Below are 21,160 nucleotides of genomic sequence, written 5' to 3' on the forward strand. Positions count from 1 at the left end.
CCAACACAAAATATTATAGAACCGTTTTATTGGCGTAACAGTTTTTTTAATTTCTTTAAATTTCTATTTAAAAGCTATTTATGGATTTTGACTGACTTCAATTTTCTTAATAAAATCCTAACTTCCTATCCTAAGCGGAAACGTTTATAATAGACTAGATAGTTTGGCAGAAATTTTGCCAGCTAATGTGAAATCAAAGTTTTATGCAGAAAGGAAGCAAGAAAAACAGTGATTAACAAATGTCCCCACTGTGGGTTTGAGCCTCTTGATGGTCAAATGGTTTGTCCGCGTTGTGGTGAAGAAATAAAAGAAAATATTGCCGGAAAACTTGCGACGATTAAAGAAAACAATCTTGATAATAATGATTCAGTTAAATGGTCAGACTTTAAAGATGTCTCCATTGGTTCTGTGATGGAAGAATCACTAAATGAAGCGACAAAAGAAGATGATCTAGCGGATGTCAATCCTATTTTAGCTGACTATATTAAAAAGCATAAAGATGACTACGAAGAACCTGAAACGCCTAAACTAGGAGATGTTTCTGAAAAAAGTGAAACGACACCTGCAGCATCTTTAGAAACTGAGCAGCCTAAATCATCCCCAGAAATTGTAGCTGGAGAAGAAAATGGCAATAGTGTAGATAATGATGAAAAACTAAGTGAAGAGACTAATCCTGCAAAGTCACAACCTATTGAACCTGAGATAACAGCAGATGAAGAAGAACCTTCAAATGAAACGAAGATAGCAGCACTAAACGACCAAGAGATAATTGATAGCTCTGCAACTAAAAATGAAAGTATCGAAAATGAAGAAACTGAAGAGCAAGAAGCAATAGATGATTCCGTCGATTCAGCTAGTATAAGTCAAACAAACACACCAGCTGATAAAGTTGATGATGAGACGGCTAGTGATTCTGAGTCTTTGGTTTCAAATCCAGCTAAGACAGCTAATAGCTCAAAAGAAGAACGTGTATCAGAAATTGGTAATACAACAAAAGCTCCCCGTAAAAAATGGCCATTTGTGCTCTTGGCAACCGCAATTATCTTAGGTGGTGGCGGCTATGGCTATTATGTTCACGACCAAAACGTTAAAGCGCAAGCTCGTCAAGAACAACAAAAAATAGAAGCGCAAGAAACTAGTATCAAAGAAAAACTCGCCGATTTTTATACGGATACAAGTCATCAATTTATTAAAGCTGATAAAACAAATACACAACTTGAAGACTTAACTAAAGAAGTAAATGAGTTGAAAAAGAAAGCCAATACTGCTGAGACAAAAGGGCAGCTAACGGATTTAGCTAATGAAATCAATAGCCTTCAAGAAAAAATGACGATTGTTGCAGCGGTAAATAACTTATTTGAAAGTCCTGTCGTCAATGGTTCACAAGTAAAAACAACGGTTGCAATTAAAGGAGACGATGTAAACGTTGATCCTTTAACTACAGATGACGAATTTTCTAAAGCCATTAACAACGTTATTAGTGATGCCAAGTCACAATTAAATGACTTAAATGCCGCTAAAAAGGCAATGGCTGTCATTTATGCCGATGACAAAGTCAAAGACAGCGTATCACGTCAACAATATCAAACGGCTCAAAAAGCCGTAGCAAAATTATTTGATGGGGCTCAAAAGAAAACTTTAACGGAAAACTTGAAAAAAGTTGATGACACTCTAACGAAAAAAGAAGCTGCCGCAGCAAAAAAACAACAAGAAGCCCAAGCAGCAGCTGAACAGCAAGCAACAGAACAAGCGGCAAAAGCACAAAGCGAACAACAAAATAATAGTTTGCCGGCAGAAGCCTCACCTAATATGCATCCAAATAATAATAACGACCCTATTATGGCGACAAATCCGAGCGCTGTGGCAGATACTAGTAATCCAGCTTGGGTTTGGAATGCCGGAATCAAAGAAAAAGTCATTCAAATATGTATTGATCGAGGCTATATCGTAGCAGGTGGTTATTATTTAGAGCCTGTGACGATTGAAAATGGCGAAGGATATTACAATCTATTTGCTACAAATACTAAATCTTCCTTATTAAAAGGAATTTCTGAAAAAGCGTTGCCTTATTACATTGTTACGATTAATTGTAAAACGGGTTATTTCCGTGGCAATGGCAACGACCATACGATTAGATAAAAGAACGAATTTTATTTATTTTCTGACGATTTCTTGTCAGTCCCTCTTTTTTTCGTTATGATTAAAAGCAAACGAAAAGAAGGGGGTATTTTTTTGGAAGAAACACAGCGCTATGAAAGTTTCCAAGATGGAATGAAGGCTTGCGTACCAACTATGTTAGGTTATCTGGGAATTGGTTTTGCCGCAGGCGTCGTGGAAAAAGGGGTTGGCCTTTCGCTGCTTGAAATTTTACTATTATCTTTATTAGTTTATGCTGGTAGTGGACAATTTATTATTTGTGGCTTATTAGCTATTCATGCACCAATTTCAACTATCATTTTGACCGTCTTTCTGGTCAATTCTCGCCATTTTTTGATGAGTCTATCTGTTACAAATTATTTTAAACCATATTCTATCTTAAATAATATTGGAATCGGCACGCTTTTAACCGATGAATCTTATGGTGTGCTAACTACAGCCCTCCAAGAAAAACGCCCTCTAACAACGCATTGGATGCATGGCCTGAATATAGCGGCTTATCTTACTTGGGTGCTAGCAAATATCACGGGTGGTTTATTGGGACAATTTATTCCAGATCCGAATCGTTTTGGATTGGATTTTGCTTTAACTGCGATGTTTTTAGGTTTATGTCTGTTTCAAGTTGAATTACCTCTGAAGAAAAGAACAACGCAAACGTTACAAGTTTTAATGAGTGTCTGTATTACTTTAATTGTATTTATGCGTTTTACTTCTGCTGAAATTGCAGTAATTGTGGCGACTTTAATTGGTTGCTTAGTTGGGACGGTGACGCATGATGATCAGTAGTAATATACTTATTCTCATTTTAGGCTGTAGTATTGTCACCTGGATTCCCCGTATTTTACCTTTTCTTTTCGCCAAAAAATTAATATTTCCCCCAAAAGCGGAAATATTTTTGTCTTATTTACCCCTTTGTATTTTATTTGCGCTGTTAATTCAGAGCCTGCTTCATTTTAGAGCAGGAAATTGGCCGACAATTAAAGGTGCAGAAGTACTTGCCAGCATCCCTGCTTTAATGGTAGGTTACTATACGAAGGACTTGATGAAAATTGTAGTTGTCGGAATAATCGCAATTGCTTTAATCCGTCTTGTTATATAGTTTAGCGCAAAGCGCAACAAGGAGAAAAAATATGAATGATTTATTAGCTACTATTATTACTGGTATGGTCATAGATGAAAATGACACAGCCTATTTTATCCAAAAAAACGGCGTTACCTTTCGCTTGCCAAAAGGTGAAGGTGAACATCAATTAGGTGAAAGCGTCACAGGATTTGCTTATCAAAACCAACGCCATGAAAATGCCCTCACCACTGAAATCCCCAAAAGTCGGCAAGGACATTACGCTTTTGCGACAGTTATAGCCTCAAGACGAGATTTGGGCGTTTTTGTTGATATTGGCTTACCAGATAAAGAAATCGCCGTTTCACTTGATGAATTGCCTACTTTAACAGAATTATGGCCGAAAAAAGGGGATCGACTATTGGTTGCTTTACGGGTCGATCAAAAAGGACGTATTTGGGGCACTTTAGCAGAGGAAAAAGTTTTTCGTTCCATGAGCAAAAAAGGAAAAGAAGAACAAAAAAATCAAAATATTACCGGTACTGTTTTTCGCTTAAAAATTGCCGGAACTTATATTTTAACCGAAGATTTCTATCTGGGCTTCATCCATCCTAGCGAACGTTATCAAGAACCGCGTCTAGGAGAGGTAGTTTCAGGGCGTGTAATTGGGGTTCGTCCAGATGGTGTTTTAAATGTATCTCTTAAACCTAGAGCGTATGAAGCGATTAGTGACGATGCTGAAATGCTTTTAGCGTATTTACGCCGAGCAAAAGAAAATAAAATGCCATACACCGATAAATCGGATCCTGAAGCAATTAAGGAAATGTTTGGTATTAGTAAAGGCCAATTTAAACGGGCAATGGGAAATCTCTTAAAAGCAAAATTAGTTGAGCAAAAAGACGGTTTTACTTATCTAATTGAGAAAACAGACCTTGTATAATTCTTGCTTTTTCCTTATAATAAGTATAATCTAAGCTTTATAGTAAAACGTTAGTTTATAATTATTATAAAAAAGGTTGCGGAGGATACATGGATACTATAACTACAATGAAAAAAGTGAAACAACAACTTCACGAAGCCGGATTCAAATTAACTCCGCAGCGGGAAGCGACATTATTGGTTTTATTGGAAAATGAAAAAGACCATCTTTCCGCCGAAGAAGTTTTCTTTTTTGTAAAGCGAAAAAGTCCGGAAATCGGTTTAGCGACAGTCTATCGGACGTTAGAAATTTTAACTGAATTGCATGTAGTAGATAAAGTGAATTTTAATGATGGTGTGTCTCGTTATGATCTCCGCAAAGAAGGCGCACAACATTTTCATCATCATTTGTTATGTATTGAATGTGGTAATATCGAAGAAATTGAAGAAGACTTATTAGGCGATGTAGAAGAAATTGTTGAAAGTAAATATCATTTTATCGTGAAAGATCATCGCTTGACTTTTCATGGAATATGTCAGAATTGTCAAAAAAAATGAAGTTATGCCAGAGTCCGACATTGGCTTTGGCGTAGCTTATTTTTTTTCTGTTATAAACGGTTACGATTTGGTATGATAATAGAGATGTTATAAAAGAGGATATGGTGGAAGATGCAAGAACAAATTACCGATTATTTACATTATTTAACGATTGAACGGGGATTATCTGAAAATACAAAAAAAAGTTATCAACGTGATCTTTTACAATATTTGGCTTTTTTGGAGCAATCAAAAATTACTGCTTGGCAAGAGGTCGATCGTTTTACAGTGGTTAGTTTCTTGCAGACACTAAAAGAAGATAATCGCTCTAATGCCACAATTGCGCGTATGATTACTAGTCTACGCCGCTTCCATCAATTTTTACGTCAAGAACGTTATACAGATCATGATCCAATGCAGCATATTGATTCACCGAAAAAGCAACAAAAACTGCCAGATACATTAAGCTTAAACGAAGTAGAGCAACTGCTACAAACACCAGATACTAAACAGACACTAGGTTTACGCGATCGCGCTATTTTAGAAGTGATGTATGCAACAGGGCTGCGGGTAAGTGAATTAGTTAATTTAAAATTGAACGATCTCCATTTAGAAATGGGGCTTTTACAGACTTTGGGTAAAGGGGACAAAGAACGCATTGTTCCTTTAGGCGATATTGCGATTAAATGGGTTCAACGCTATCTTTCAGAAGCAAGACCCTATTTAACACGAAAAAACCCAGAAGAGGCCTATCTTTTTGTTAATAATCATGGTACTAAACTTAGTCGGCAAGGAATCTGGAAAAATCTGAAACGAATCGTACAAATGGCTGGAATTTATAAAACCGTGACACCTCATACATTACGGCACAGCTTTGCTACGCATTTATTGGAAAATGGGGCCGATCTAAGGACGGTACAAGAACTATTGGGGCACGCCGATATTTCGACCACCCAAATTTATACCCACATTACGAAAAAACGCATGACGGATGTTTACAAACAATATTTTCCCCGTGCATAGAAGTTGGTGAACTTATGAGTGAGATTAATGTCAAGTTGGCTGTTTTTGAAGGGCCGCTAGATTTATTGCTTCATTTAATTCAAAAATTAGAAATCGACATTTACGATATACCAATTGCCGCAATTACCGAACAATATATGCAATATATTCATGCTATGCAAACACTAGAACTTGAAGTTGCGGGGGATTATTTAGTGATGGCTGCAACTTTGATGGCAATAAAGTCAAAAATGCTTTTACCAAAGCAAGAGCTTGTGGCCCAAGAAGACGTCTATGAAGAAGACCCACGTGAAGTTTTAGTTAGTCAATTATTGGAGTATCGCAAGTTTAAGTATGCTGCTGAAGTGCTATCAGATAAGGCAAAAGAGCGTGGCGATTACTTTACTAAAGAACCAATGGATGTAGACGACTATAAAGAAGATAATCCATTATTACCAGCCAATCAGTTTAATACAATTGATCTATTTCTAGCATTTCATAATATGCTAGAAAAAAAGAAAAAAAGACAAGTAATTGAAACAACTATTACTTCAGATGAAGCAACGATTGAAGACAAGATGACTGCTATTAAACGAAGCTTAGCGAATTTAAAACCTAGTGAAGGAAAAAGCTTAACTGACTTTTTACAAAGCTATACTAAAAGTGAAGTCGTAACGACTTTTTTGGCCGTATTAGAATTAATGAAGACTGGTAGTGTAACAATTAGTCAGACGGAAAATTATGGGGAAATTACCCTATTTGCAACAGGAGAAAAAGATGAAAATTAGTGAATTAGAAGCTATATTATTCGTAGTTGGCGACGAAGGAATTGGCTTAGAAGAATTAAGCTATTTATTAAATACGAAAACTGCGCAAACTTATGAAATGATTCAAATTTTACAAAAGCGTTATTACGAGGACAGTGATTCTGCGCTCCATATTTTAGAAGTAGGGAACCATTTCGTCTTAACAACTAAAAAAGAATTTGCTCCTTTACTAAAAAAATATGCCCAATCACCACTTTCAAATAGTCTTTCGCAAGCCGCCTTAGAAACTTTGGCAATTATTGCATACAAACAACCACTGACTAGAATGGAAGTCGATGAGATTCGTGGCGTGCAATCGAGTGGATCGGTGCAAAAATTAGTTGCAAGACAATTAATTGAGGAAAAAGGTCGTGTTGATGGTCCTGGCCGGGCTATCTTATATGGTACAACTGATTATTTTATGGATTATTTTGGGCTAAAATCTTTAGCCGAACTACCCGATATTGAAGCAATGGAAAATGAGTTAACAGAAGATGTCCCAATGGATTTATTTTTTGACCGTTTCAATGAAACAGAAAATGGAGGACAAGAATAATGGAAAGATTACAAAAAGTTATCGCACATGCAGGAATTGCTTCGCGTCGTAAAGCTGAAACTTTAATTAGTGAAGGTCGCGTCAAAGTTAATGGGACAACCGTGACAGAATTAGGGGTTAAAGTGAGCACTAAAGATCAAATTGAAGTTGATAATGTTCCAATTAATCAAGAAGAACCCGTTTATTTCATGTTTTATAAACCTCGGGGTGTTATTTCTGCTGTTAGTGATGACAAGGGCCGTAAAGTTGTCACAGATTTCTTTAGCGGAACCACAGAACGAATTTATCCGGTTGGTCGTTTGGACTACGATACTTCTGGTTTGTTGTTGTTAACCAATGACGGTGCATTTGCCCAAAAGTTAACTCATCCCAAACATGAAGTGGATAAAGTGTATGTCGCAAAAGTCAAAGGAATTCCAGAAAAGCAGCAGTTACGTCCATTAAGTCGAGGCTTGCGTTTTGAAGGAGTAAAGTATGGCCCAGCCCATTATGATGTTTTATCAACGGATACTAAAGCACAAACTGCAATTATTCAGTTGACAATTCATGAAGGCAAAAATCATCAAGTTAAAAAAATGTTGCAAGCAGTTGGCTTACCTGTTCAAAAACTAAAACGGGAAAAATACGGAAATTTAACATTAGATAATTTACGTCCAGGCGAATATCGTCCACTACACAAAAAAGAAGTTAGTCAGCTTTTAAATTTAGCTAAGAATTAATACTTGTAATTTTTTTTGTTTCTTATATAATGTAAGTGTAATTAAATAAAAGGTTCGTCTTCAGGGGCAGGGTGTAATTCCCGACCGGTGGTTATAGTCCACGAGCCGCATTAATATGCGGTTGAATCGGTGCAAATCCGATACCGACAGTATAGTCTGGATAAAGAAGATAGGGCTTATTTGAAGTAACCTATTTCAGATAACTCTAACTCTATTTTCCCTGCATGGAAAATAGAGTTTTTTATATGAAAAAGATTATTTCAAAAAGGTTCGATTGAAGATGGGTCCTTAATTAGGAGGATTTCAATGAAGAACACAAAGGTACAAAAAATGGTGGCTGTCGCATTGTTTGCGGCAATGGGTGTTATTTTGCAGTATGTGGCGTTTCCGGTTATACCAGCTTTTTCATTTATGAAAGTTGATTTCAGTGATATACCGGTGATGCTAAGCATGTTTTTATTTGGGCCAATGGCAGGGATTGCAACAGCATTTATTCGCTCTTTACTACATCTATTAACAACTGGATTAGAGTTAAGTAATCTGGTAGGGGATGTGGCAAGCTTTTTTGCTAGTTCACTTTTTACATTGCCAATGTATTATTTCTTTAAAGGAAAAAATAAAATTGGCAACAAAGTTTTAGGTGTTACTAGTGGAATTTTAGCTATGACAATTTTTATGAGTATTGCAAATTATTTTGTCATTACACCTGTCTATTTAAGTGTATTAGGCTTAACGGCTGATAAAATGTTAGGTGTTTCATTAGCCCAATATATTGCAATTGGAGTTGTTCCCTTTAACTTATTAAAAGGAGCAATTGTCAGTGCTGCTTTTCTAGTTATTTACACCAAGCTACTTCCTTTTTTAGAACAAAAACGACGTAAACAACAACATTGCGGGTAAAAAAAGATTTCTTAAGGCTGTGACCAAAGAGTGGTCACAGCCTTTTTCCTTTTTTTATTTTAAAAGAGTCCCGTCGTTTTTCTATTCTTAAGCTAACAATATTTTATAAATGAATAAAAGTTACCTGACAATAATTTTTGCTACTCAAGTTATTTCTTCAATGCCAATTTTTTGTTGGGGAATTTTGTACAAAAAAACAAGTTGATTTTTTTGATGAAATAAAATACAAAAAGTGGCAAAATGATAAAGCGTTTTCAAAATAAAGGTAACGTATATGCACTGAATTGTATAATAATCAAAAAGGCAGTGTATAAAGAGAAATTCTTCGCATTTTCAAGTAAGTATTTTTCATATTATAAAAAGAAACTAGCGGTACAATTATTGTGGGAGTGGAACAAAAGCCGTGCTATCAAGTTCTACTTACAAATTAGTCAACTATAAAATGAATATACATAATGAAACAGCGAAAAGACGATAAAAAAACTTGTGTAATTATTTCCCAGATTGTCTTATCTCTGATAAAATAACTATGTAATCTATTTTATAGTTACAAAATATAGGAAAAGAGAGGAAGAGAAAAAATGGAAAATACGCAAACGAAGAAAAAATTCCAGATGCCTTCTGCGTACACGGTATTATTTATTATCATTGCATTCATCGCCATTTTGACTTGGTTCATTCCAGCCGGTCATTATAAAGTGGACGATGCTGGTAACATTTTAGCGGGAACCTATGAACGTGTGGCTCAAAATCCACAAGGTTTTTACGACGTGATGATGGCACCAGTTTTAGGGATGCTAGGTTCTGAAACCACAGATCCAGCTATTTCTATTTCATTTTTCATCTTAATCGTTGGTGGGTTCCTTGGAATCGTCAATAAAACTGGCGCATTAGATGCAGGAATCGGTTCAATCGTAAAACGCTTTAAAGGCCGTGAAAAGAACTTAATCTTTATTTTATTACCAATTTTTGCCTTGGGTGGTTCAACTTACGGTATGGCCGAAGAAACTATTCCGTTTTATTCATTACTAATTCCAGTTATGATGGCGGTAGGTTTTGACTCAATCGTTGCGGTATCAATCGTTTTGATTGGTTCACAAGTTGGGTGTTTAGCATCTACAGTGAATCCGTTTGCGACTGGTGTTGCTTCTGATGCGGTTGGTATTTCAATGGCTGATGGGATGTTATTACGTATCATCATGTGGGTTGTTTTAGTTGCGATTTCAATTGCATACGTTTACCGTTACGCAGCTAAAATTGAAAAAGATCCAACACAGTCCCTTGTTTACAATCAACGTGAAGAAGACATGAAACACTTTGATATTGATGCTATCAATCGTCAAGAAGGGGTTACAAAAAAACAACGCAATGTAAATATTTTATTTATTGTAACGTTCTTATTAATGATTTTAAGTTTAATTCCATGGGAAGAGTTTGGCATCAATATTTTTGCTGACTTTACAAAATGGTTATCTGGTCTACCGGGTTTAGGCATGGTACTTGGTAAAGATATGTTACCATTTGGTCAATGGTACTTCCCTGAAATTACAATGTTGTTCTTATTAATGTCAATTGTTGTAGCGATTGTTTATGGCTTTAAAGAATCAGAATTTATTTCTGAATTTTTAACCGGCGCTTCTGATTTAATCGGTGTAGCAATTGTTGTGGCTGTTGCCCGTGGTATTCAAGTTGTCATGAATAACGGTATGATTACTGACACAATTCTAAACTGGGGTGAAAAAGGTCTTTCTGGTCTTTCATCAATCGTCTTTATTATCTTGACATTTGTTTTCTATATTCCAATGTCATTCTTAATTCCATCAACTTCAGGTCTTGCCGCTGCTACAATGGGTATTATTGGACCTATGGGTGAATTTGCAGGGGTTGGTAAAGACTTAGTAATTACTGCTTACCAATCTGCTTCAGGGTTAGTAAACTTAATTACTCCAACTTCAGCAATTGTTATGGGGGCTGTTGCGATTGCACGAATTGATATTGGTAAATGGTGGAAATACATTACCAAATTAATTGCAATTTTGTTTGTTGCGATTTGTATCTTACTTGCAATTGGAACACTACTTTAAGATAGACATTTTGCTTAAAGTTGGCTAAGATAGGTTTAACTTCATATCTATAACTGAGTTTCTCAGTTTTAAAAAGAGAGTTTCGGTTATTTTTGAAGCTCTCTTTTTCTTATTTATTGGTAGTATAGTAAGAGTGTGAATGTTGTTCACCTTTTGCTTTTAAAATTTAGGAGGTAGTTGTATGAAACAATTTGTTACCCAAAAACATCATGAAGAAGCGGTGGAGGCTTTAAAAAAACTGATCCAAGTCCCTTCAGTTTTAGATGAGTCTGATAGTGGCGCAGGTCATCCTTTTGGTAAAAACGTTGTAAAAGCTTTAGACCAAGTTTTAGAAATTTGTGATGGCATTGGTTTCCGCACTTTCAAAGATCCTGAAGGCTATTATGCTTATGCTGAAGTGGGTGAAGGTGAAGATTTATTTGCTATTTTATGTCACATGGATGTTGTACCAGCAGCTGACCAAAAAGGCTGGAATACTGATCCTTTTGATCCAGTTATTAAAGACGGAATTATTTATGGCCGTGGTTCTCAAGATGACAAAGGCCCTTCCATGGCTGCACTATACGCTGTTAAAGCTTTAATGGATAGTGGTGTGGAATTTAATCAACGCATTCGTTTTATCTTTGGTTCAGATGAAGAAAATTTATGGCGTTGTATGGAAAAATATAACGAAAAAGAAGAAAGTGCTACAGCGGGAATCGCCCCTGACCATAGCTTCCCACTAACTTTTGCTGAAAAAGGTTTACTACAAGCATATCTTGTTGGTCCTGGGACAGACAAAGTTGCGGTTAATGCTGGCGGCGCATTAAATGTTGTTCCGGATACAGCACCATATGAAGGTGAGTATGTGGAGGCTGTCAAAGCAAGTTTAGATAAATTAGGTTTCCCTTATGAAATGGAAGGCGATGCTGTTGTCGTTCAAGGTAAGAGTGTCCATGCAAAAGATGCGCCAGAAGGAATCAATGCGATTACACGTCTAGCTATGGCTTTAAGTGAATCAGTTGACTTTGCACCTTTAAATTTCTTGGGTAAATTAGTCAAAGAAAATGCAACAGGGGAAAACGTTGTCGGTAAAACACAAGATGAACAATCAGGTGAATTAACGATGAACTTTGCCAGCTTAGTAATCTCACCAACAGAAACTAAAATTGGTGTGGATATGCGCTTACCTGTAACAGTGAAAAAAGAAGATTTGGAAGCAAAAATTGCTGAAAAGGTTAAAGAATATGATTTAACTTATGAAGAATTCGATTGGTTGGATTCTTTATATGTACCACAAGATTCTACTTTAGTAAAAACTTTATTAGCAACTTATCGCGAAATGACAGGGGATATGTCAGAACCTGAAATTTCTGGCGGTGCAACTTTTGCCCGGACGATGAAAAACTGTGTTGCCTATGGTGCAATGTTTGAAGATACCCCTGACTTTATGCACCAAGCGAATGAACAGTGGGAATTAGATCAAATGTATAAAGCAATGGACATTTACGCAGAATCAATTTATCGTTTATGTGCAAAATAAATTTTGCTTAATGCTGAAATGTAATTAATACAAATACCCAAACGGAGAAAGTTACCGATAGCTTGTTTCTTACTTGATATCAGTGGCATTCTAACGTTTGGGTATTTTGATTTTATTTGAACTAATTTTTATAGTAATAAAGAATAAGCTTAAAAAATATCGCTAGCGTCTCTTTTCTTTTTCAAGTAAAATTGCTCTGACAGGGCATTTTGCAGCGGCTTTAAGAACAGCTTTTTGTTCGGTAGTGCGAACAAATTGTTGACTGGCTTCAGGTTCTTCCTTAAATAAAACAATCCCGTCTTCATCGTAATCAAAAATATCAGGAGCATAAATAGCGCAAAGGCCGCAAGCAATACAGCGTTCTGGTACCAGACGGCAAATAGTTGTCATTTTTAAACCAACTTTCAGGAGGCGTATTTTGTGAATCAATTTATTTTAGCGTTATTTTCTATGACTGACAAGTTAAAGACTAGTACGCTTTTTCATTTATTAACGGGTAAACGAACGTCTGCTATTATGAGTTATGCTTACTTTGTGGATTTATTGCCATTTTTGGGTAGTCAACCTGAACTTTCTCAAGCAGTCTTTAATAAAAGTATTGCCCAGCTGGAAAAAGAACGATTAATTAACCAACTCTCTAATGGTTTATACGCTATCAGTCCTGAAGGTAAGAAAAAAAGCGATACTTTTAAAACGAGTCGTTTAAAACAAGTAGACTATTTTAATTTTGGTCGCAGCGATATAAAGTGTTTTCGCCTGTTGGCTTATTTTGTTCAACAAGTTGTGCAAACGTCAGAAAAACCACTTCGTCCATTAGAAACAAGCCCGCTTTATACGCGACCAGTTATGCAGCTTTGTAAAGAAAACCAAGTAAGTAAAGCTAGTTTATCTAAAGAGTTAACGACTTTATTTCAGGCGTTACCTCAAAGTGACGGGGATTTTTTAGCCCAACAGTTAAGTGGCAATGATGTTTTGCCACAAACGAATTATCAGTTGTTACCGGCTAAATTTCAAAGTCCACCTTGGGATAGTCTTTACTTTGCGAGCTGTCTTCATCCATTACTAAATGAAATAAAAAAGTCAGATTCTAAGACGTATTGCTATCAACTTTTAAAAGGTCTTTTGCGGCAGAATTATAACAGTAGTATGCTTTTGACCCGTAAACAACTATTGTCAGGGCAAAGTATTTTACAAGTTGCAGCTAATCGCCAATTAAAAGTAGGGACAGTTTCAGATCATATCATTGAATGGGCTCTTTTTGATCGTGATTTTTCTTTTGAAGCCTTTATTTCCCCTAAGGCGTACACCTATTTAGAGTCTTTGCCAATAACAGATATATTTACCGTTTCTTATCGGGATATTTATAACCAATTTCCTTTAGAATTTGTCGAATTTCGTTTATATCAAATAAAAAAGAAAAGAGAGGCTTTTCATGGCGTTAGAAGATAGTTTAAAACAATACTTTGGTTTTAACCATTTTCGCTCAGGGCAAAAAGAAGTTATTGAAGCCTTACTGTTGAAAAAAGATGTTTTAGGTGTTTTGCCAACTGCAACTGGTAAAAGTTTATGCTACCAACTGCCAAGTTATTTAACTCCAGGTTTGACAATTGTTGTTTCACCGTTGATTTCTTTGATGGAAGATCAAGTAAGTCAATTGAATCATCAGAGCGTTCAGGCAGTAGCTTTGAATAGTCAGTTAACCTTTTCGGAAAAAGAATTCGTTTTAGCTCACTTATCAGAGTATAAATTTTTATTTGTTAGTCCGGAAATGTTATGGCAAAAGAAGATTTTACACATTTTAAAACGACAAAAAATTGCTTTTTTTGTAATTGATGAAGCCCATTGTGTTTCACTATGGGGGATTGATTTTAGACCAGAATATCGTCAATTAGGGAAAGTCAAAAACTATTTAGATAATCCCACCACTTTAGCGTTGACTGCAACAGCTACCCCTTTTGTACAAGATGATATTGCAAAACTATTATTAACTAAAAACTATGAAAAAATCCAAAGATCAGTGGACCGCAAAAATATTGCCCTATTTGTGCGCCAAACAGAAGATAAATTTACGACTTTAACTGAGCTATTAAAGAAAATCGGAGGCCCGGGGATTATTTATTGTGCTACCAAAAAAACAGTGGAAGCTTTATATCACCAGTTAAAAAATGAGTATAATATTGGTTATTATCATGGCGGATTAGATGGTAGTGAAAGAAGTCGTTTACAATTGCAATTTCAAAGTAATCAATTGGATATTTTAGTTGCGACAAATGCTTTTGGAATGGGCATTGACAAAGGCGATATTCGCTTTGTGATTCATTTTGATTTACCAGATAGTATTGAAAATTACGTTCAAGAAATCGGGCGTGCAGGCAGAGATGGCAAAAAAAGTCAGGCAATTTTACTTTATCAAAAAAATGATGAAAAAATTCATCATTACTTCAAACAAATGCGCCAAGATGAACGTAGTGGTTTTCAACAATTATTAGCTGAAAAAACCAATCAAGCCTTTAGCGAGCTGCAAAATAAGTGGTTTGATTTAAGCCAGAGCATAGGTAAAGAAGAAGTATTAGCCGCAATAACGGTAAACGACCAGGTTAAAAGCAAAAAGTTAAATCAAATGTTGGCTTATATTAATCTTACGACCTGTCGCCGAGAATTTATTTTAGAGAATTTTGCTGAAAAAATAGAAATAAAACCCGACGATTGCTGTGACAATGATGGTTTAGACTTAAAACAAAGTCACGTATCATTCAAGCACAATCAACAACGCTTCAGTTGGCAAGAGATTTTCCTAAAATTATTTAAAGAAAACGATTGAAGTCATATTTTTGCGACAACAATAAAAGGGCTATGGTATAATACACTGCGAAAGCTTTTCAGGAGGTAGGAACATTGAGTAAAAAGAAAAATGATTTTGACAACGAAACACAAGAACCATGGGAACAACCAATTTATGATACTGATGAAGAAACATCATCACGCGCGCAACAAAGACGCCAAAAACGTGGCACTTCCAAGTTTTTAGTTATTTTGGTTATTTTATTGTCACTATGTATTTTAGTGCCAGCGGGTTTTGTAATGTGGTTAACACATGATAAGAAAAACGCCGATTCAACACCATCGACTGCTTCTTCATCATTAGTGTCTACGACAGAAGAATCATCAACAGAAGAATCATCAACTGCTGAAAGTTCAACAACCGAATCTTCTGAAAGTGAAACAAGCTCAAGTTCTAGTGAACAAACAGAGCCAAGTTCAACAGAAAACAATCAAGATCAAGCGCAACAAGAACAAAATCAACAAGGGCAAAATCAGAATCAACAAAATCAACAAGACCAAAACGCTCAAACGGGTGAACAATATATTACAGTTTTAGATGGCGAAGGGCCAAATCAAGTAGCTGCTCGTGCAGGAATTTCAGTGGATCAATTGTATCAACTAAACGGTATCGATCCGAATAATTTCTTATTATATCCTGGTCAACAATTACGAATTAAGTAAAAAAATAGCCGGTCCAAAAATCACGGCATTTTTGGTTCGGCTTTTTTAATGTCTAAAGAATAGGTGGCAAACAAATGGAAAAAATTAATATTGCAATCGATGGACCAGCGTCTTCTGGAAAAAGTACAGTGGCAAAAATTTTAGCAAAAGACTATGGCTTTATTTATACCGACACAGGTGCGATGTATCGCAGTGTTACATACCTAGCTATTAAGCATGGTGTTGCTTTTTCTGATGCAAAGAGTTTAGTGAACTTAATCCATCAATATCCAATTACCTTTAAGCAGACCGAAGCAGGACAGCTAGTTTTTATTGACGGAGAAGACGTGAGTCAAGCTATTCGCCAACCAGATGTTACTAATAATGTTTCTGAAGTTTCTGCTCATGAGCTGGTGCGAAAAGAATTAGTCAAACAACAACAAATCATCGCTGAAAACGGTGGTGTAGTGATGGATGGACGTGATATTGGTACGGCTGTTTTACCAAATGCTCAAGTAAAAATATTCTTAGTTGCTAGTGTTTTAGAAAGAGCGCAACGTCGTTATAAAGAAAATCAAACCAAAGGGATTCAAACTGATTTTGAAACTTTAAAAGCTGAAATTGAAAAGCGGGATTATATTGATTCACATCGAGAAGTTTCACCTTTGAAACAAGCAAAAGACGCAGTTTTAATTGATACAACGGGTAAATCGATTGAAGATGTTGTAGCGACAATTAAAACAGTTGTAAAAGATAAAGGTTATTTGTAATTTTTAGGGCTTGCACAGGTTGGTGTGAGCCTTTTTATTTGGTGAAATGTTTTTTATATCGTTATAATAGACTTAGATGTTACGCTACATATTGCAGTAAAACATTTTTTATCTTGGCAATTTTACTAGAAACTTCATTTTAGCAAAAAACTGATAAAACAAAGTAAATTGCAAGAAATAATGGAAATCGCTTTATTTTTAGGTTAGAATAATTTAAACTTAAAGTTGTAGTGTGTAGTGCACAGCGAACGATTAATTGTTGGTTAGGAGGACATATGTCATGACAGAATTTGAAAACAATCAAGTAGAAAACGGCGAATCTATGGCGGATGCGTTAGAAAGCTTCCAAGAAGTTAACGTGGGGGATATTGTTAAAGGTGAAGTTTTAGCCGTAGAAGACAAACAAGCCATCGTAGGAATCGAAGGCGCCGGTGTTGAAGGGGTAGTTCCTGTAAAAGAATTATCTACACTTCCAATTGAAGACATCAATGAGGTAGTTAAAGTAGGCGATGTCTTAGAACTAGTCGTTATCTCTACGATTGGTAAAGATAAAGAAAACGGCAGCTATCTTTTATCAAAACGCCGTCTAGATGCGAAAAAAGTTTGGGAAGAAATTGAACAAGACTTTAAAGATGGCAAAATTATTGAAGCCCCTGTAACCAATGTAGTTAAAGGTGGTTTGGTCGTGGATGTTGGTGTCCGTGGATTTGTACCGGCATCAATGGTTGAAGATCATTTTGTAGCTGATTTTGAAGAATATAAAGGAAAAACTTTAGCTTTCAAAATCATTGAAATTGAACCTTCTGAAAATCGTTTGATTTTATCACATAAAGCAGTGGTTGAATCTGAAAAAGCAGTTCGTAAAGAAGAACTATTAAATTCAATTCATGATGGTGACATAGTCGAAGGAACAGTGGCTCGTTTAACAGACTTTGGTGCTTTTGTTGACTTAGGTGGAATTGACGGCTTAGTTCATGTCTCTGAAATTTCCCATAGTCATGTGGCTAAACCAAGCGATGCGTTAAAAGTGGGCGATAAAGTACAAGTGAAAGTATTATCAGTGGATCCTGAAAAAGAACGTATTTCTTTATCCATCAAAGATACTTTACCTGGACCTTGGTCAGATATTGAAGAAAAAGCAGCAGTTGGTACGGTTTTAGATGGAACTGTAAAACGCCTAACTAGCTTTGGTGCCTTTGTGGAAGTATTCCCAGGTGTTGAAGGTTTAGTGCACATTTCTCAAATTTCTCACAAACACATTGCGACTCCTCATGAAGTGTTACATGAAGGCGATGAAGTAAAAGTGAAAGTGTTAGAAGTGAATCCTGAAGAACACCGCATTGCCCTTTCTATCAAAGCGTTAGAAGAAAAACCAGCTGAAGAAAAAGTTGTAGAAGAAGACAGCTATGATCTACCAGAAGAAAGCACTGGTTTTACAATGGGAGATATTTTAGGTCAAGCTCTATCAAATAGCGATGAAGCAAATGACGAAGCTTCAACTTCTGAAGATGCTGAAGAAATCGTAAAAGAAGACGAAGAATAATTTCTTATAAGTTGTCAAAAATAAAGAGATACTGCATAATTTCTCTAAAGAGATGCAGTGTCTCTTTTTCATTAGGATAAAGGCATCTTAAAAGGGTTGCATAATTTTACTTGCATGTTGTCAATCCTTTGGGTAAACTAAGAAAGATTGTGCAAGTGGACTGTATTATCAGCTAAAAATTGTTATGATAAAGATAAAGTTTTCTTATAAAAGAAAATGTTTCAAAGAATTAAGGAGGTAGAGTAATGGCAAATCCAACTCTTGCGATTGTCGGCCGTCCGAATGTAGGGAAATCGACAATTTTTAACCGGATCGCCGGCGAGCGTATCTCAATTGTTGAAGATACTCCCGGCGTGACTCGAGATCGTATTTATGCAAATGGGGAATGGTTAGGTCGAGATTTCAGTATTATTGATACAGGCGGGATTGATTTAGGTGATGAACCTTTTATGGATCAAATCAAGCATCAAGCAGAAATTGCGATTGATGAAGCAGATGTAATTATTTTTGTCACAAGTGCTAAAGAAGGAGTTACGGATGCTGATGAAATGGTGGCACGAATTTTATATCGAAGTAACAAGCCAGTCATTTTAGCCGTGAATAAAGTCGATAATCCAGAAATGCGGGCGGAAATTTATGAATTTTATTCCCTTGGTTTAGGCGATCCGTATCCTATTTCCGGTAGTCACGGTTTAGGATTAGGGGATGTATTAGACGAAGCAGTTAAACACTTTAGTGATGAAATGGAAGAAGACGATGAAGGCGTTATTAAGTTTAGCTTAATTGGTCGGCCTAATGTTGGTAAATCTTCTTTAATCAATGCTATTTTAGGAGAAGATCGCGTGATTGTTTCTGATATTGAAGGTACAACGCGCGATGCGATTGATACGCATTTTTCTTCTGAAGACGGGCAAGAATTCTTAATGATTGATACTGCTGGTATGCGTAAACGAGGAAAAGTTTATGAAAGTACCGAAAAGTATTCTGTTATGCGGGCAATGCGTGCTATTGAACGCTCTGACGTAGTTTTAATGGTCTTAAATGGCCAAGAAGGAATTCGTGAACAAGACAAACGCGTAGCAGGTTATGCTCATGAGGCCGGTAAAGGAATGATTATCGTAGTCAACAAGTGGGATTTAGTTGAAAAAGAAACAAATACGATGCGGGATTTTGAAGCAGAAATCAGAGAAGAATTTCAATACTTGGATTATGCGCCAATCATTTTCGTTTCAGCGGTTACCAAACAACGCCTAAATAAATTACCTGAATTAATTGAAGAAGTGAGTATGAATCAAAATCTTCGTGTACCATCTGCAGTTTTAAATGACATTATTATGGATGCGGTGGCTATTAATCCGACACCGACAGATAAAGGCAAACGTTTGAAGATTTTCTACGCAACCCAAGTGGCAGTGAAACCACCAACCTTTATTATTTTTGTTAATGAAGAAGAGCTGATGCATTTTTCTTACGCACGCTTTTTAGAAAATCAAATTCGTAAAGCGTTCACTTTTGAAGGGACACCAATTCGCGTTATTCCAAGACGGCGAAAATAGCGATTTTATCATATTTTTACCGCTTTATCAAAAGATAACGCTCCCTTTTGATAAAAAGCCTAAGTGAAGTGAAAAATACAGTTTAAACTGCCCAAAATCCTTGATATTACAAGGTTCTTATGATAACGTAGTATCAGAATATTGATACTGATCAATATTTTTTACAGAAGTTTGGACCACTCAAACTTTTGTGAATTGATGTTTACATCAAGACTCTTTTTAGGAGGTGAAATCATCCATGGCAAATAAAGCTGAATTGATCGAAAAAGTTGCACAAGCTACTGACTTAACTAAGAAAGACGCTACTGCAGCTGTTGATGCTGTTTTCTCAACAATCCAAGATGCTTTAGCTAAAGGTGAAAAAGTTCAATTAATCGGTTTTGGTAACTTTGAAGTTCGCTCTCGTGCGGCTCGTAAAGGACGTAACCCACAAACTGGTGATGAAATTGAAATCCCTGCAAGCAAAGTACCTGCGTTCAAACCAGGTAAAGCATTGAAAGATGCTGTGAAATAATTGCAGTGAAAAGACCGTTGGGGCTTTCGGGCTCTGACGGTTTTTTATTTTGTGCTAAACTAAAAGTAGCAAAAAAGTAGCTCTCGAAAAGAATTAGACGTTATTTCGTAATTCCCAAATTCACTATTGACCCATTAATTAAGTTCTTTTTAGTTTCATTTAAGTTAAGTATGCGATTCTTTAGTTAGCACACAAGGGGGGAAATGAATTGGTAAGTATAAAAAAAGCGTTATTGGTTCTAATTGTACTTTCGGGTTCTTTTTTACTTCAGAGAAATCTTTCTAAAGAAAGTGATCATACCGCAATCTCAACAGAGAATGTGACGGTAAAGACAAGTTCGCCAGAAGCACAGAGTCAAAATACCTTGCTAAATGTACCGTTAGAAAGTCAATTTGAAGGTGAGGTACCTTTAGAAAATGGCTGTGAAATAACCGCACTTTCGATGTTATTACAATATTATGGTTTTCAAACAAATAAAAATGAGTTAGCTGCTGAATTAACGTATGTTCCTGTTTATGAAGATGAAGCCAATAATATTCATGGCGATCCACAAGAAGGTTTTGTGGGGAATATTTATGGGGGCGATATGGCAATGGGTGCTTTTGTCGAACCAATTGAAAAAGTAGCCCGTGCAGTTGTAAAAGATCAATATCAAGTTGTCAGCTCGCGAGATACAGATTTTGAAACGTTATTAGAACAAGTGCAAATGGGTACGCCAGTTTGGATTGTGAGTACTGTTGACTATGAGATTCCAAGTGAAGGTGATTTTATGTTATGGCAAACCAAATCCGGTAGTGTTTCTGTGACAGGATTGTGTCATGCGGTTGTTATAACAGGTGTTGAAGGAACCAATGTCTACGTTAACAATCCTTACGGTCAAAAAGATGAAGAAATTGATCGTGCCGTTTTGGAGGAAATTTATGAAAAAATGGGTTCACAGTCGCTTTATTTAGTTGAAGCCGAATAATAAAGTTTGAAATCTTTTTAGGAAAAATTATTCTGGTGAAAGGAAAGTAAAGCTCATAAAATTTGT

Annotated in this window: 21 protein-coding genes and 1 riboswitch; of the genes, 20 read left to right on the plus strand and 1 reads right to left on the minus strand. The window is 36.1% G+C overall.

The genetic code is table 11. The features are described from left to right. Positions 1-228: 228 nt before the first annotated feature. From RU96_RS07540 to RU96_RS07600, 12 genes are all read left to right on the plus strand, one after another. Complete coding sequence (locus RU96_RS07540; protein WP_071864930.1) at positions 229-2,139, plus strand: cell division site-positioning protein MapZ family protein; 1,911 nt, start codon at positions 229-231, stop codon at positions 2,137-2,139. Positions 2,140-2,271: 132 nt separating this feature from the next. Continuing rightward, positions 2,272-2,943: an AzlC family ABC transporter permease gene (locus RU96_RS07545; protein ID WP_379924005.1), complete on the plus strand. Its 672-nt coding sequence runs from the start codon at positions 2,272-2,274 to the stop codon at positions 2,941-2,943. Continuing rightward, the gene (locus RU96_RS07550) at positions 2,933-3,256 is read left to right on the plus strand and encodes an AzlD domain-containing protein (protein WP_211269905.1); all 324 of its coding nucleotides are present in this window, start codon (positions 2,933-2,935) and stop codon (positions 3,254-3,256) included. Before RU96_RS07545 ends, RU96_RS07550 begins: the two co-directional genes overlap by 11 nt. Positions 3,257-3,287: 31 nt before the next feature. Then, positions 3,288-4,157 (plus strand): CvfB family protein, encoded by an 870-nt coding sequence (locus tag RU96_RS07555; protein ID WP_071864932.1) that lies wholly within the window; start codon positions 3,288-3,290, stop codon positions 4,155-4,157. 89 nt (positions 4,158-4,246) lie between these two features. Continuing rightward, positions 4,247-4,693 carry a ferric iron uptake transcriptional regulator gene (gene fur / locus RU96_RS07560; protein ID WP_071864933.1) on the plus strand — a complete coding sequence of 149 codons (447 nt, stop codon included), beginning with the start codon at positions 4,247-4,249 and terminating at the stop codon, positions 4,691-4,693. A 111-nt stretch (positions 4,694-4,804) separates the two neighbouring features. After that, a complete protein-coding gene (gene xerD, locus RU96_RS07565) occupies positions 4,805-5,695 on the plus strand; it encodes a site-specific tyrosine recombinase XerD (RefSeq protein WP_071864934.1) in 891 nt (296 codons plus the stop codon). Positions 5,696-5,709: 14 nt separating this feature from the next. Beyond that, complete coding sequence (locus tag RU96_RS07570; protein WP_071864935.1) at positions 5,710-6,462, plus strand: segregation/condensation protein A; 753 nt, start codon at positions 5,710-5,712, stop codon at positions 6,460-6,462. Next, positions 6,452-7,036, plus strand: coding sequence for an SMC-Scp complex subunit ScpB (gene scpB / locus RU96_RS07575; RefSeq protein ID WP_071864936.1), 585 nt, complete (start codon positions 6,452-6,454; stop codon positions 7,034-7,036). The genes RU96_RS07570 and scpB overlap by 11 nt, the downstream gene beginning before the upstream one ends. Further along, entirely contained in the window at positions 7,036-7,755 is a 720-nt protein-coding gene (locus RU96_RS07580; RefSeq protein ID WP_071864937.1) for a pseudouridine synthase, read from the plus strand. Before scpB ends, RU96_RS07580 begins: the two co-directional genes overlap by 1 nt. A gap of 52 nt (positions 7,756-7,807) precedes the next feature. Further along, a riboswitch (FMN riboswitch) is annotated at positions 7,808-7,930 on the plus strand. Between the two features lie 131 nt (positions 7,931-8,061). Then, complete coding sequence (locus RU96_RS07585) at positions 8,062-8,655, plus strand: ECF transporter S component (protein WP_071864938.1); 594 nt, start codon at positions 8,062-8,064, stop codon at positions 8,653-8,655. A gap of 581 nt (positions 8,656-9,236) precedes the next feature. After that, a complete protein-coding gene (locus RU96_RS07595) occupies positions 9,237-10,739 on the plus strand; it encodes a YfcC family protein (RefSeq protein ID WP_071864940.1) in 1,503 nt (500 codons plus the stop codon). 181 nt (positions 10,740-10,920) lie between these two features. After that, on the plus strand, positions 10,921-12,261 hold the full coding sequence (locus tag RU96_RS07600) for a M20 family metallopeptidase (RefSeq protein WP_071864941.1): 1,341 nt from the start codon (positions 10,921-10,923) through the stop codon (positions 12,259-12,261). A 162-nt stretch (positions 12,262-12,423) separates the two neighbouring features. Here RU96_RS07600 and RU96_RS07605 read toward each other — a convergent pair whose 3' ends face one another. After that, a complete protein-coding gene (locus RU96_RS07605; protein ID WP_071864942.1) occupies positions 12,424-12,651 on the minus strand; it encodes a ferredoxin in 228 nt (75 codons plus the stop codon). Between the two features lie 30 nt (positions 12,652-12,681). Here RU96_RS07605 and RU96_RS07610 point away from each other — a divergent pair, with 30 nt between their 5' ends. From RU96_RS07610 to RU96_RS07645, 8 genes are all read left to right on the plus strand, one after another. Next, on the plus strand, positions 12,682-13,710 hold the full coding sequence (locus RU96_RS07610) for a helix-turn-helix domain-containing protein (protein WP_071864943.1): 1,029 nt from the start codon (positions 12,682-12,684) through the stop codon (positions 13,708-13,710). Continuing rightward, a complete protein-coding gene (locus tag RU96_RS07615; RefSeq protein WP_071864944.1) occupies positions 13,694-15,082 on the plus strand; it encodes a RecQ family ATP-dependent DNA helicase in 1,389 nt (462 codons plus the stop codon). The genes RU96_RS07610 and RU96_RS07615 overlap by 17 nt, the downstream gene beginning before the upstream one ends. A gap of 74 nt (positions 15,083-15,156) precedes the next feature. Next, positions 15,157-15,765: a LysM peptidoglycan-binding domain-containing protein gene (locus RU96_RS07620; protein ID WP_071864945.1), complete on the plus strand. Its 609-nt coding sequence runs from the start codon at positions 15,157-15,159 to the stop codon at positions 15,763-15,765. 74 nt (positions 15,766-15,839) lie between these two features. Next, entirely contained in the window at positions 15,840-16,514 is a 675-nt protein-coding gene (gene cmk, locus RU96_RS07625) for a (d)CMP kinase (protein ID WP_071864946.1), read from the plus strand. A 280-nt stretch (positions 16,515-16,794) separates the two neighbouring features. Then, positions 16,795-18,057, plus strand: coding sequence for a 30S ribosomal protein S1 (gene rpsA, locus RU96_RS07630; RefSeq protein WP_071864947.1), 1,263 nt, complete (start codon positions 16,795-16,797; stop codon positions 18,055-18,057). A 245-nt stretch (positions 18,058-18,302) separates the two neighbouring features. After that, positions 18,303-19,613 carry a ribosome biogenesis GTPase Der gene (gene der, locus RU96_RS07635; RefSeq protein ID WP_071864948.1) on the plus strand — a complete coding sequence of 437 codons (1,311 nt, stop codon included), beginning with the start codon at positions 18,303-18,305 and terminating at the stop codon, positions 19,611-19,613. 238 nt (positions 19,614-19,851) lie between these two features. Next, positions 19,852-20,127: an HU family DNA-binding protein gene (locus RU96_RS07640; RefSeq protein WP_016172327.1), complete on the plus strand. Its 276-nt coding sequence runs from the start codon at positions 19,852-19,854 to the stop codon at positions 20,125-20,127. Positions 20,128-20,335: 208 nt separating this feature from the next. Beyond that, the gene (locus RU96_RS07645) at positions 20,336-21,094 is read left to right on the plus strand and encodes a C39 family peptidase (RefSeq protein ID WP_211269904.1); all 759 of its coding nucleotides are present in this window, start codon (positions 20,336-20,338) and stop codon (positions 21,092-21,094) included. Positions 21,095-21,160 lie beyond the last annotated feature (66 nt).

Source organism: Enterococcus canintestini (genome assembly GCF_001885735.1).
GTDB lineage: Bacteria > Bacillota > Bacilli > Lactobacillales > Enterococcaceae > Enterococcus_C > Enterococcus_C canintestini.

What these genes read in the sequence shown, in the direction of transcription:
- RU96_RS07545 (WP_379924005.1), top strand. Translation starts at nt 2,272, where the DNA reads ATGAAGGCTTGCGTACCAACTATGTTAGGTTATCTGGGAATTGGTTTT.
- RU96_RS07550 (WP_211269905.1), top strand. Translation starts at nt 2,933, where the DNA reads ATGATCAGTAGTAATATACTTATTCTCATTTTAGGCTGTAGTATTGTC.
- RU96_RS07555 (WP_071864932.1), top strand. Translation starts at nt 3,288, where the DNA reads ATGAATGATTTATTAGCTACTATTATTACTGGTATGGTCATAGATGAA.
- fur (WP_071864933.1), top strand. Translation starts at nt 4,247, where the DNA reads ATGGATACTATAACTACAATGAAAAAAGTGAAACAACAACTTCACGAA.
- xerD (WP_071864934.1), top strand. Translation starts at nt 4,805, where the DNA reads ATGCAAGAACAAATTACCGATTATTTACATTATTTAACGATTGAACGG.
- RU96_RS07570 (WP_071864935.1), top strand. Translation starts at nt 5,710, where the DNA reads ATGAGTGAGATTAATGTCAAGTTGGCTGTTTTTGAAGGGCCGCTAGAT.
- scpB (WP_071864936.1), top strand. Translation starts at nt 6,452, where the DNA reads ATGAAAATTAGTGAATTAGAAGCTATATTATTCGTAGTTGGCGACGAA.
- RU96_RS07580 (WP_071864937.1), top strand. Translation starts at nt 7,036, where the DNA reads ATGGAAAGATTACAAAAAGTTATCGCACATGCAGGAATTGCTTCGCGT.
- RU96_RS07585 (WP_071864938.1), top strand. Translation starts at nt 8,062, where the DNA reads ATGAAGAACACAAAGGTACAAAAAATGGTGGCTGTCGCATTGTTTGCG.
- RU96_RS07595 (WP_071864940.1), top strand. Translation starts at nt 9,237, where the DNA reads ATGGAAAATACGCAAACGAAGAAAAAATTCCAGATGCCTTCTGCGTAC.
- RU96_RS07600 (WP_071864941.1), top strand. Translation starts at nt 10,921, where the DNA reads ATGAAACAATTTGTTACCCAAAAACATCATGAAGAAGCGGTGGAGGCT.
- RU96_RS07605 (WP_071864942.1), bottom strand. Translation starts at nt 12,651, where the DNA reads ATGACAACTATTTGCCGTCTGGTACCAGAACGCTGTATTGCTTGCGGC.
- RU96_RS07615 (WP_071864944.1), top strand. Translation starts at nt 13,694, where the DNA reads ATGGCGTTAGAAGATAGTTTAAAACAATACTTTGGTTTTAACCATTTT.
- cmk (WP_071864946.1), top strand. Translation starts at nt 15,840, where the DNA reads ATGGAAAAAATTAATATTGCAATCGATGGACCAGCGTCTTCTGGAAAA.
- rpsA (WP_071864947.1), top strand. Translation starts at nt 16,795, where the DNA reads ATGACAGAATTTGAAAACAATCAAGTAGAAAACGGCGAATCTATGGCG.
- der (WP_071864948.1), top strand. Translation starts at nt 18,303, where the DNA reads ATGGCAAATCCAACTCTTGCGATTGTCGGCCGTCCGAATGTAGGGAAA.
- RU96_RS07640 (WP_016172327.1), top strand. Translation starts at nt 19,852, where the DNA reads ATGGCAAATAAAGCTGAATTGATCGAAAAAGTTGCACAAGCTACTGAC.